The organism is Acinetobacter sp. WZC-1, assembly GCF_052544965.1.
This window is the reverse complement of the sequence record NZ_CP199370.1, coordinates 584814-597180: the sequence shown is the minus strand read 5'-3', so window position 1 is coordinate 597180 and position 12367 is coordinate 584814. Positions and strand designations below refer to the sequence as shown.

Annotated in this window: 12 protein-coding genes and 1 pseudogene; all 13 read right to left on the bottom strand. The window is 50.0% G+C overall.

Annotation, left to right across the window (positions count from 1 at the left end):
* Position 1: 1 nt before the first annotated feature.
* Complete coding sequence (locus tag ACT6PV_RS02790) at positions 2 to 1312, bottom strand: NAD(P)/FAD-dependent oxidoreductase (protein ID WP_445114976.1); 1311 nt, start codon at positions 1310 to 1312, stop codon at positions 2 to 4.
* Positions 1313 to 1326: 14 nt separating this feature from the next.
* Complete coding sequence (locus ACT6PV_RS02785; protein WP_445114975.1) at positions 1327 to 3666, bottom strand: MMPL family transporter; 2340 nt, start codon at positions 3664 to 3666, stop codon at positions 1327 to 1329.
* A complete protein-coding gene (locus ACT6PV_RS02780) occupies positions 3641 to 4207 on the bottom strand; it encodes an outer membrane lipoprotein carrier protein LolA (protein ID WP_445117007.1) in 567 nt (188 codons plus the stop codon). The genes ACT6PV_RS02785 and ACT6PV_RS02780 overlap by 26 nt, the downstream gene beginning before the upstream one ends.
* Positions 4208 to 4342: 135 nt before the next feature.
* Complete coding sequence (locus ACT6PV_RS02775) at positions 4343 to 4762, bottom strand: acyl-CoA thioesterase (protein WP_445114974.1); 420 nt, start codon at positions 4760 to 4762, stop codon at positions 4343 to 4345.
* Positions 4752 to 6341 carry an HAL/PAL/TAL family ammonia-lyase gene (locus ACT6PV_RS02770; protein WP_445114973.1) on the bottom strand — a complete coding sequence of 530 codons (1590 nt, stop codon included), beginning with the start codon at positions 6339 to 6341 and terminating at the stop codon, positions 4752 to 4754. Before ACT6PV_RS02770 ends, ACT6PV_RS02775 begins: the two co-directional genes overlap by 11 nt.
* Before the next feature lies 1 nt (position 6342).
* Positions 6343 to 7269, bottom strand: a complete 927-nt coding sequence (locus ACT6PV_RS02765; protein WP_445114972.1) for an LpxL/LpxP family acyltransferase — start codon at positions 7267 to 7269, stop codon at positions 6343 to 6345.
* A complete protein-coding gene (locus tag ACT6PV_RS02760; protein ID WP_445117006.1) occupies positions 7266 to 8012 on the bottom strand; it encodes a glycosyltransferase family 2 protein in 747 nt (248 codons plus the stop codon). The genes ACT6PV_RS02765 and ACT6PV_RS02760 overlap by 4 nt, the downstream gene beginning before the upstream one ends.
* Positions 8013 to 8026: 14 nt before the next feature.
* The gene (locus tag ACT6PV_RS02755) at positions 8027 to 9790 is read right to left on the bottom strand and encodes an AMP-binding protein (RefSeq protein WP_445114971.1); all 1764 of its coding nucleotides are present in this window, start codon (positions 9788 to 9790) and stop codon (positions 8027 to 8029) included.
* Between the two features lie 16 nt (positions 9791 to 9806).
* A complete protein-coding gene (locus tag ACT6PV_RS02750; RefSeq protein WP_445114970.1) occupies positions 9807 to 10376 on the bottom strand; it encodes a septation protein IspZ in 570 nt (189 codons plus the stop codon).
* Positions 10373 to 10621 (bottom strand): acyl carrier protein, encoded by a 249-nt coding sequence (locus ACT6PV_RS02745; protein WP_445114969.1) that lies wholly within the window; start codon positions 10619 to 10621, stop codon positions 10373 to 10375. The genes ACT6PV_RS02750 and ACT6PV_RS02745 overlap by 4 nt, the downstream gene beginning before the upstream one ends.
* Positions 10622 to 10630: 9 nt before the next feature.
* Positions 10631 to 10891, bottom strand: coding sequence for a phosphopantetheine-binding protein (locus tag ACT6PV_RS02740; protein WP_445114968.1), 261 nt, complete (start codon positions 10889 to 10891; stop codon positions 10631 to 10633).
* Positions 10875 to 11679: pseudogene (locus ACT6PV_RS02735) on the bottom strand (lysophospholipid acyltransferase family protein). Before ACT6PV_RS02735 ends, ACT6PV_RS02740 begins: the two are co-directional and overlap by 17 nt.
* Positions 11679 to 12299, bottom strand: a complete 621-nt coding sequence (locus ACT6PV_RS02730; protein ID WP_445114967.1) for a beta-ketoacyl synthase chain length factor — start codon at positions 12297 to 12299, stop codon at positions 11679 to 11681. The pseudogene ACT6PV_RS02735 and the gene ACT6PV_RS02730 overlap by 1 nt, the downstream one beginning before the upstream one ends.
* Between the last annotated feature and the right edge of the window lie 68 nt (positions 12300 to 12367).

Sequence of the window (12367 nt, the reverse complement as noted above, 5' to 3'; positions counted from 1 at the left end):
ATTATTCAGCCTCAACCGCCTGCCCGGGCAACCGTCCATTCCGGCAATATTCTGCCAGGGTGCTTAATCGCTGACGGGCATTTTTGTGAATCGGGTTGCTATCATCCCATGCATAACCCGCCAGTAATGATGAAATCATACGACGAATTTTATCATTCTGAACCTCAGAAAAAACCACATCCTGAAATTCTCCCGTATACCAGGCTTCCACATAAGCCCGGAACACCTGAATGCCTTTGCGTAAGGGTTTTTCATAGGCATTCATCCAGTCAACCGTTTCTCCCCGCAGGACCTGATCCACCAGCGGAATCGCCAGACTGGAAGATTTCAGAGCAATGGTCACACCTGATGAAAAGACCGGATCCAGGAATTCGCCAGCATTGCCCAATAAAGCATAATGATGACCGAACAGTTGTGTTACGTTGGCTGAATAACCCACCAGGGTACGTACCGGTGTATCAAACTGCATATTACGCAGTAGCTGTGACAGGCTCGGATCATCGGCAAGAATCCGCTTGAATAAGGCCAGCAGCGCTTCGGGTTCCAGGTTGTCAAACCGGTACTGATCAAAAAAGTCCTGCTCTGCCACCACACCGAACGATGCACGCCCATCTGCAAAGGGAACCAGCCAGTACCAGGCACGGTGATCCTTTTCATGCACGGTGATCAGAATTTTTTCACGATCAAATCCCGAACCGTCTGCATCACCATCCACAATACCGTCTGCAATATGGGTAAATAGCGCACGCCGTACCGGAAAATCGGAGGGACTTTCCAGATCAAGCAGTTTTGGCAGAATCCGCCCGAAACCACTGGCATCCAGCAAAAACCGGGCCCGCATCTGATACGGCACGCCAGTTGCATCATTCAGCGTCAGCAAGGGCTGTGCTGCTGTAATATCCACAGCGATCACTTCATGCCCAAAGCGGATATCAGCCCCATCCGCCTGAGCCTTTGCCGCCAGCAAATGGTCAAAATCGGCACGGCGCACCTGCCAGGTGGTTCCCGGCCCTGCACTGAATTTTTCAGTAAAATCATAAAAACTGCGTTGTGTGCCCCGCAGAAAAGCCGCCCCGTTTTTAAACTGGAAGGCGTACTCCTGCGCATGATCACGCACTGTCTCCAGCAAGCCGGCTTCTTCCAGAAAAACCATTGCCTGAGGCAATAATGACTCACCAATTGAAAACCGGGGAAAGTGCTGCTTTTCAATTACGGTAACCTGATAACCTTTCTGACGCAGTAATGCCGCAGCAGAACTGCCTGATGGTCCGGCACCAATAATCAGTACATCAGTCTGTTGTATTAAATTCATTGTTCCCCACTTGTTCAGCGTCCGTGCTGATTCTGTAAATCCTGATGTTGTAAAACAACCCGATGTCCCTGGTCTGCACGGGTCAGTAAGCTTGCATAAATAAATGAAAAAATCACCCCCAACAAAACGGTCAGCCCAAAACAATGAATCGCATAGGTCTGGCTGAAGGACAGCAAGCCGAAGCCCAGCAGGGTTGACATCATACACAGGAACAGCGCCATGCCCACCACCTGCGGATGATCATGACCATGACGGTAGAAAATGGCATAATCCACGCCAATGCCCATGATCAGAAAACTGCCCATGATACTGAATAGATTCAGTTCAATACCAAGCCATGCCTGTACCGCAAAGGTGCTTAACAGCGCCAGACTGACCGGAAAAACCAGCGGCAATATGGCGCGGATGCCATAAATCAGCCCCAGTCCGATCGCCAGGGCAATCAGTGCATAAAACAATAAATATTGCGCCTGAATCCGATAAGCCTGAAACAGATCAGATAAATTTTTCACCGGTTGCAGCAGTTTGATCTGTGCTGTCTGTAACTGCCGGAGGGCCGGTTCATTGCGAACATCCTGCAATAACACCAGTCGTTCCGTGGAGTGCAGTTGTAAAAAGGACAGCGGATGTGCCTGGAACTGACTCAGCGACAAGACAGGCTGTGCTGACAATTGTTTTTGCCAGTTCAGCACAGCCCGGACATTCAGCTGCATGGCTGTTGCATAGTTGACCAGTTCAGCCGCGGGAATCTGTTGCAGCAGCTGGATATTCTGCTGCTGTTGCTGCCGGGAAGGTATGGACTGACCGATGGCCTGAAAATCCTGAAGCGCGCCGCGGGACTTTAACACCGACAATTGCTGAATCAGCTGTTGCTCAAGCTTTTCAAGTTGTGACGGAGTCTGCGCCCGAATGACAAAATAATCACTGCCCTGCTGCTGTCCAAAGCGTTCACGGACATAATGGTCCTGCTGCTTTAACTGCCGGTCCATACTCTGCAGATTGCGGATATCATCATTGGTTTTTAAAAAGGACAGGCTGATCAGTGCCGTAAGCAGAATCACCGCCACACTGCCGTAACGCAACCGGTGATGCTGTAAAAAATAACGGCGCATATGACCAATAAACCGCAGCGTCTGGATTGCCGGTTCGGCATTCAGCGCTTTCAGGCGTGGCAACAGCAGTACACTGGTGATCCAGGCCGCTGTTAATCCGACAATTGAAAACACCGCAATCTGACGAAAACCGGGAAACGGGGTAAACGTCAGGAACACATAAGCCACCAGGGTGGTCATCAACCCCATAAACAGGCTGGGCAGAATCGGTCTGAGAATGGCAAAACCATCCATGTTCCGGTGCTGCGACTGCAATGCCATAAAATAAAAGGAAAAGTCAACACAGACCCCCACCAGACTGGCACCAAACACCAGCGTCATCAGATGAATTTCTGAAAATAGCCCGTGCGTCACGGCAAAAGCCACCAGTGTACCGCTGGTCACCGCGACAAACTCGGTCAGCATGGGTCGGAATGATCTGAACCCGAACCACACCAGCAACAATACTCCCAGGCTGGACCCCAGGCCAATGGTGGAAATTTCCTTTTCTGCCGAGCTGGTGCCGGCACTGGCAAACAGCAATGTTCCGGTCCAGTGCGTCTGCACACCCAATTGCTTCATCTGCCGATTCAGCTGTTGTATCCACACCGCAGTATCTTTCTGATAATCAATATTGTACGGGCTTTGTGTCAATTGCAGCGTAAACAGCCTGGAAATACCCCGTTCATCATGCAGCGTGGCAAACCCCTGTTCCATCTCCACGGCCTGATTGCCCTGCTGAGCGGACAGCCCCATGACAAAGCGCGGAAACAGCAATAACGGATCCTGCTTTAACAGATCCTCTGTCACCGGCATGCCTGGACTCATGATCTGCAACAGACGCTGTTCGGTCAATCCGGCATATTCCCCGGTGCGCAGCAATTGCCTGTCTTCTGTACTGATCAGTCCGGCATGATGCCGGTACAGGGTCTCTGCAAACTGCGCTGTGTCCAGCTGCGCTTTCAATGGCTGCCATAAAGGGCTGTTTTGCAGTTGCCTGCTGAGTAATACCGTGGCCTGTTGCAAGGTCTGTTCATCCGGCGCATCCACCACCAGAAAAACCTGGTTGTTCAGTTGCCCACTGACATACTGCCGGGTCTTTTGCAGTGCCTTGTCCTGGCTTTGCTCAGGCAATAATGCAAAAATATTGGTCTGGATATGAATGTCCCGATGCAGCCATGACCAGGCCAGTGTAGCAGCAATGGTCAGCAGGATGATCAACCAGGCGGCTGACAGCCTATTTCGCCAGCTGGAAAAGCGCATGTTCCGCTGCCGTTAAAGTCTGAGGTTGAGGATTGTGCTGACTGAACTGAATCACGGTGGCATTACCAGCCTGTTCCGTAATCACAATCCGGTCTACATACTGACCGCCCTGTGCCTCAACACGCACGAATAATGTCTTAAACAGACTACTTTTCGGCGTCAGGCTAAGCTTCCACTGTCCCGCAGTGTAATGTACTGAAACAAGATTAAAATTTCTGGCCAACGCAATCTGATTTCCGGACATCAGTTGTAAAAACATATTGGCAACCGCAGCATAAGGCGATTTATCCATTTCAATCTGACTGTAGGTGCGCTGGGTTTTCTGTACCAGTTTACCCGGTGTAACAATCAGATCAGCCACCACCGGTTGCCGGATCTGCCACAATACGCCCTGTTGTTCTGAAAATAATACGCTGCCACTGGAGACAAATGTTCTGTTCAGAGCAGCCAGTTTCTTTTGCTGCTGAAATTGAGCCCGCACCACGGGGGTTGCAGACAATTGCCTGAAAATCTGCTCAAGCTGTGGGTTCTGCTGCGCCATGACAGTCGTGGAACAGAACAGGGTGAGCAGTAGACTGAATATCAGCAACCATTGCAATAATGGCCCTTGATCAGGTTTTTGCCCATCCGCAGGCATTCTCATTTTCACAGCGTTCATATTGGCTCTCTATCCGGGTTATTCGGCGTTAAAATCCGCCCATGCATGCAGCCGTTCCAGTAAAACCGGCGGTGACTGGAAACACATTTCACGTGTTGCAATACTGACTGCCACCTGCGAGGTATAACCTTTAGTCAGACGTTTTCCTGATTCAGCATCAAAAATAAGATATTCAATTTTTAAACGGTGTTCCCATTCCCTCAATATCGCACGAACCCGGATTTTCTGCTGAAACTGAATACCCTGTACATAACGTACATGACTTTCAATTACCGGCCATGCATAGCCGGATGCCTGCATCTGCAGATAGTTATAGTCGAAAGCATCCAGCAGCTGACAGCGGGCAATTTCAAAATATTTCAGATAATGCCCATGCCAGACAATATGCATACTGTCTACATCATGAAATGGAATGTCAATGATCACTTCAGCATGCATGCTGATCCTCCGGCTGATGCGTCGAAACCTGTGGGTACGGTAAATGGAATGCAGTACATTGCAGCAGTGACAACTGTTCCAGCCGATTCACCAACTGCTGTAAGTCCTGTTGCAGGGGACGATCTTCCCCCACAAATGTGAAGCTCTGCTGTACCCAGTCCTGGAATTGTGTTAATTCCTCTCCCAGTTGCTGTGAAAGTCCCTTCAACTGTATAGCCTGAACACTGGCACAGCAGAGTGCCGCAATCACCTGCTCTGTCAGCAGAATCACCCGACTGGCGTCCCGGGCAGCAATGGTCCCCATGCTGACCTTATCCTGATTATGGCATTCAGTTGAGCGCGAGAATATGGACGCAGCCACTGTCTGTTTCAGCGCTTCTGCAGTCCATGCGGATACCGCTATCTGTACCGCCTTAAACCCATGGTTGAGCGGTAGCCGTTCCGTACTGGCACCGGTCAGATTCCGGGCTAAACCGTGGTTCATTTTATGATCCACCAGCTGTGCCAGCTGACGGTCCATCAGATCAGCAATATTGGCCACCATAATCTTCAGACTGTCCATCGCCTGGGCAATATGCCCGCCATAAAAATGTCCGCCATGCAACACCCTCAGGTTGACCGGATCAATCAGTGGATTGTCATTGCTTGAATTCAGTTCATTTTCGATAAACTGCCGCAACCACTGTGCTGAATCTTCAAAAACACCAATCACATGCGGTGCGCAGCGTAATGAATAGCGATCCTGCAAACGTGGACTCTGATGTGCCGTCTGCACTTCACTGTTTAACCAGTGGCGTAACTGTGCCGCAACATGCTGCTGCCCCGGATGCGGTTTCTGAGCAAACAGCACTTCATCGAAATGACTGGGGTTGCCTTCCAGTGCCAGTACGTTCATTGCGGTAATCAGGCTGCTGGCCAGTGAAATCTGTTCTGCTTTTTTATAGTTTAAACAGGCGATGGCGGTCATGACCGCGGTACCGTTCATCAGTGCCAGCCCTTCCTTGGGGCGCAGCACCAGCGGCTGCATCTTCTGTTCTGCATAGACCTGGGCAATCGGTACAATCTGCTGCTGATCTCTCACATAGACATCACGCTCTCCCACCAGTGCACCGGCAATATAGGATAATGGCGTCAGATCACCGCTGGCGCCAACAGACCCCTCAGAGGGAATCACCGGAATAATATTTTCATTCAGCATCCAGACCAGTCGTTGCAGCAATGCCAGCGATACACCGGAATACCCCCGGGCCAGTGAACATAAGCGTGTGATCACCACGGCCCTGGCGGTGACCAGATCCAGGTTCTGCCCCAGGCCACAGCCATGAAAACGGGACAAATGCAGCGGCAATTCATGCACCTGATGTGGTGGAATGTCCACCAGACAGGAATCTCCATAACCGGTGGTGACTCCATAAATCACCCCTTCATCTTCCAGCAGCTGATCCAGGAAATCAGCCCCACGCTGAATCAATGCACGCCACGCTGCAGAATCCGGCAAGGCAACCTGTACCTGATCACAGGCAACCCGAATGACATCTTCAATCGTTAAAGGCTGCTCCCCAACCACTAAAACCTGCATGTTATTTATTCCAGACATGATAAAAATTAAACCATTGATAAGGCGCACGCATACAATGCTGTTCAAGCAGGGCAATATACTGACGGGTGTACAGCTGCATGTCCTGTAAGCGATTCGCCCTGGCTAACCGGACCTGATCAGCCACATGATGAATATGCACATCAAAACCCTGTTGAAAGCGATAACAAAACACCGCCAATACCGGAACTTTCAACAGGCTCGCCAGAATCCACGCGCCCTGCGGCCAGCTTGCATCCTGCCCCAGGAAACGGACGGTCTGTACCCGATCCGACTGTACCGGCACCCGGTCTGCCGCAATGACAACCCACTCGCCCTGGTCCAGTTTCTGTTGCAGCAATAGCGCCGTTTCCACGCCCAGTTCATCCACCGAAATCAGCTGTATCTCTGTCCGATCATTCAGTTTCCTTAAAAACCGATTAAACTGGGTGGCATGCTTCTGGTACACCAGCACATTAATTTTCTGCGGATGTTCTGACTTGATGGCCCGCAACAACTCAATATTGCCAAAATGTGAGACTAGGATAATCGCCCCGTTACCATAATGTGCCCGGAAGTTTTCATGCCCCTGTAAATTGAGCTTATGCTCCGGAATCCGGCCCAGCCAACCCTCAATTTTATCCAGAATGCACTCTCCGAACTGCAGCAGATGAGTATAGCTATTGGTGGATACAGGCCTATGCTGAAACGGCGATTGCTGACCGGCAAACCGATGCAGCTGCCTTAAATAGCCTAAGGATGCCCGCCTGACCGTCTGAGCAAACAGCCAGTACCACAGAATGACAAAGTAAAGAATCAGCCGGCACAAAAACCGCCCGCCCAGGCGGTACAGCCACAGCATCAGCATCAGCGGCAGCATGCCCCCCTTTTCCTTCAGCTCACTCCACTGCTCAGCGTCCGGTTCATTCATCTGATCCATCCTCTGAATTTACGGCTCAATAATTGCGGCAGCCGGATCAGCATGCCGGCAAACAGACTGGCATGTGCTTTGCTCAGCCCAAAATTGTCACGCCATACATCAAAATGAGAAATGCCCTGTGCAGGATAAATCACACGGGTCGGCACATTAATAAAGGGCACATTGTTCCACTTCAGACGAACCAGGATTTCACTGTCAAAACCCATACGCGGCTGAAATCTGGCACTATTCAGTATGGGCAGGGTTGCAGCAAGTGGATAAACCCGGAAACCACACATACTGTCCTTAATATCCAGCGACAGCGAGTTAATCCACACCCAGATATGGGTTGCATAACGGCCATATAGCCGCCCCTTTGGTACACTGTCATCAAAAACAGGCTGCCCGATGACCATCGCCTGCGGATTTTCCCTGGAAATCCTTAAAAATTTTGCAACGTCCTGCCAGTCATGCTGACCATCAGCATCCAACTGCAATACATGACTTAATCCCATTCGGTCTGCCTGACTCAGACCGGTCATCACCGCCTGGCCCTTGCCCTGGTTCCGGCAATGTTCCACCAGCACCATCCGGGAGGAGTACTGTCCGGCCAGTTCATGCAGAATGCGGGTACAGCCCGGCTCACTGCCATCATTGACCACAATGACAGGTAGTTCAAACTGGCTAAGGTGTGCCATGAGCGCAACCAGGCAATCCGGATGGTTATATACCGGAACAACCACACCATACTGCATACCGGCAGCACTGTTCATGCATCTTCTCCCTGATCCTTCAGTGCAAACAGCAACCGACCCGAAGCCAGTCGTTTATCTGCCGCATACATTTCAAAATGGACCTTATGCTGTTTACGCTGTAACTTCAACTGTACAACAGTATAGGGCCGGATCAGCTCCTGAAATTTCAGTTGTTCATACCCACTGCACCAGGCCAGCTCAGACCAGCATTCACGGGCGAAATGCTGAATGAAGCCAACCTGCCCAACACCCGGGTAAATGGGATACCCCGGAAAATGTCCCTTAAAACAGGCCATTTCTGCAGGAAACTCAAGTTCCAGTACAGTTTGTTCCGAATCCTGCTGCTGTTTCAGGACCACCGGCAGTAATAATGACTGAAACAGCGCTTGAATATCGTTTTTATTCAGTTTGGACTGGGTATTTTGGGGTAACTGACTGAGAAAACGCCACTGCCGGGGAGTGGCGATTCCTTCAAGCTTTGCTGTCAGTTGTACTTTCAATGCAGCAAGCAGCGCTGGTTTACCCTGCTGGATCAACAGCTGTTGCGCTGCATCCGTCAGAACCGCCACACAGGCCAGTAATTGGCGGTTTGCATGTTGCAGAATCAGCACATGACATTGCTGCACTTCAGGCAACGACTGAATTTCCTGCTCAATGACGTCCAGGCTCAGACGCTTTTCCTCAAGTTTGACAATGCGGTCCAGCCGCCCAAGTAACCGAAAAGGGCTTTGTACATGAGCTTCCTGCATTTCAGCCCGATCTCCGGTACAGATCCATTCCTCACTGAAAGCATGACTGCTTCTGACCGTCAGTTCCTGCTGTGGTCCCACCTGAACCTCGACATCTGCAAAAGGCAGCCATAGCGCTTCATCCTGCTGACGATATGCAATACCACCGGTTTCAGAGCTGCCCAACACTTCGGTAATGGGCCTGTTCAGCAGTGGCCGGACACCGGAATCCAGCTGACCGCCGGAACAATACACCATCAGGCAGTCCTGCAGCGACACATCCTGCGTCCAGCGTTTTAATAAAGCCGGACTGGAAATCACATAATTCAGCAGCTGTATCTGTTTTAACTGACGCTGTGCCTGTACCACGTCTTCCGGGAAAACCAGTTGTGGATTATAAAAACTGCGACCACAGGCCAGCGGCCACAGTAATTTAAACAACAAACCATAAATGTGCTGATGACTGACCGTTGCAACGGCCACAGCAGCAGGCTGTAGCTGAAAATACTGTTCCAGCCCCTGTATTTCATTGAGCAGCTGTCTGAATGTTCTTGGAATTTTTTTTGGTTGACCGGTTGAACCTGAGGTATAGAAATAAATACGGGCCTGATTTAAAACAGCATCATCCAGTTGTAGTGACTGCGCTGCATGTTCCATGACTGCCGGCTGTCGGCTCAGAAAATAAATCCCCTGAGCGGCCAGTTGCCGCTCAAGCTCCCGGACCCGATTCGGTACAATCATGATCTGTTTTTTTGCCAGTACAGCCGCCAGCAGCAACACCAGAAAATCATAGCTGTCCGGTTGCCATAAGGCCCAGATTTGTCCAGGCCCGGTTTGTCCAGGCTGAGTTTCTCCGGAAAAGCCTTTCCCGCTCTGAATAGTTTCACCAGCCTGAGTGCTGCTCAGCTGAATCCCGTCAGCCAACCTTTGAATGGCGGCCATCTGCGCTGTGACATCCTGCCAGAAATCCAGAAAACGGATGGTCGTCAAATCCTCACGGATGCATAAAGTCTGTGTAGACTGAAGGTGGTGCTGAAAGTGACACAACATAATTGATGGGTAACTCTTATGATTCTTCGGTGCTGTTGCTGACCGGATGCAGCCGCTGCTGACGCTTGCGCAGGATAAATTCCCCCAGCAGCAGCATGCCCATCAGCAAATAGGAAATAAAACCATTATAAATAACCCAGACCTGCATAGGGGCAAATAATACCGTTGCCAGCGCAATCATGGCATTCAAAGTAAAAAAAATGCACCATACCACCGTGATATTCCGGGTCCATGCCACACCGGATGCCGGCAGTTCCGGCTCCGCCAGCCGGGCAAAACGCTCAATCATGGAAGGTGGCCGGATTAACGTACCTGCAAAAATCATCAATGCTCCGACGCTCATAAAAACCGGATACATTTTTAACCAGGCATGATCCTTTAAAAGCAGACTTAAACTGCCACACAAAATGGCAAATCCGGTCAGCGGCCACAGCAGAGCATGTCCCGGACTGAATAAACGCACAACACCCAGACCAATCAGCAAGGCACTGACCCAGACCAATTGCCCGTGAGACAGACTCCATCCCACAAAAAAGGGATAGAGGATCAGTAAGATCACGACTATGCCCCTGATGATCTGTTTCATTCAGCCGACATATGCTGAATCACCGTTACAACATCCTGAACGGTACGGACATTTTTAAAATCTTCAGGCTTGACCTGCTTACCGGTCAATTCCTTAATTTTTACCACCAGGTCAATGGCGTCAATACTGTCGACATCCAGGTCAGAATATAAATTTGAATCAAGCTGAATTTCTGCAGGCTCAATTTCAAACAGTTCTTCCATCCATTCACGTAATTTTTCAAGTACCTGTTCTTGCGTTAACATCTTTACCTCTTATGCCGCCGATTGCGCTTCAACCAATGCCACCAGACTCTGAATTGATCTGAAATGCTGTCTGGTTTCAGCAGATTCTGCATTTAAATGGATGTTATAGCGCTTTTTTAACGCCAGCCCCAGTTCCAGTGCATCAATTGAATCCAGTCCCAGTCCATCCCCAAACAGTGGTGCTTCAGTGTCAATATCTTCCGTGCTGATATCCTCAAGGGCGAGTACATCAATAATCATTTGTTTTAATTCATCAGCAAGATTGCTCATTTTTTCGATAATTCCTGGTTAAAAAACTGTTGAAGCTTCCGATTTAACTGGCGAACCTGTTTAGGGGAAACCGTACTGTCAGTCAGCACATCATCCACATGAATTGCATCCAGCACCTTAATCTGGACATGAAACGGCTCTGATGGAATATGATACCATTTCTCATTTTTGGTCAATGTAGAAGGCGTACACCGAATCAGCACCGGACGAATGGGAACCCCTGCCCGAATGGCAATATTGGCAGCACCGCGCTGAAATTCATTCAGCAATGCTCCTTTTGCAGTCCGGGTTCCTTCCGGAAAAATCAGCAATGACGCCGCCTGATCCTGCTGCAGACTGTCCACGCAGTCCTGTATAAACTGTTCAGAACCTGCATTTAAAATATAATCGGCACTGCGTACCGGCCCCTGAGTAAACGGGTTTGACCACAGCGCCTGCTTGACCACACAATTGGCCTGCTCCATCAGACCAATTAAAATCACCACATCAATCAGGGTGGGATGATTGGCAATCACCAACTCCCGATGACTGCTCTGCAACCTGTCCAGCCCTTCCACCGTATAAGTCATGATGCCAAGTCTGACCATCATTTCGGTAAAGCCCTTAAAGCTGTATTTGATGACTTTCCGGGCACGCTGTCGTCTGACCTCAGCATCAGCGCTGCTCAACCTGACCAGCGGTGCAATAATACTGCCGATGGCAACACCACCCATACCAAAACTGGCAAAACTGAAACCGGTCGCTGCCATACGCCAGGCATAACTGGCTTTATGTTTTACATTCTGCATTATGGCCACACACGTATGCCCGGGTGATGCTGATCCTGCGTCCAGCAATGGTAAAAATTCAGCGCATCCTGATATTTAGGTTCAATCTCCACCAGTGCATCCAGATTCAGATACAAATCAGGCTGCTGTAAAGCAATCACTGCAGCCACCGCAAAACCCTGGAACTGCTGATGTTCCACATAGATATCCGGCAAGGGTTCATCATAATAAACCACGAGTGCCTGTGCCTGGTCCGACGCCGTCTTTAAAAAAGCATAGGCTTCAATCAGTGCTTCTGACCAGCTCGCACACAGACTGGTGGACGCAGTTGAATCCTGACATAAAATTGAATACAAGCCTGCCACAGCATTATGAACTGAAGTGGAAAACTGGGTCGGTGATGGCGTATGCGCCTGTAACACATCTTCCAGAATTTTACAGGTTCTGGTTTCATCGCCATATTGCGAAGCCCACACAATATAATCCACCCGTGTATCTGCAAGGCTCTGTATGGCGCTGTTCAGTGCCATTTTCGCCATGGGGGATAAGCGTCTGCGCTGCATGGCAGGAATATATTCCAATGCAGGATAAGTTTCCCCGGCACAACTCAGTGTGAGCCGCGATACCTTGATCTGAATCATGCCCAATCGTTACTCGATATTCTAATTTGTCTCTTACCCACCGCCGTGGCGCGGCAATTATAACACCT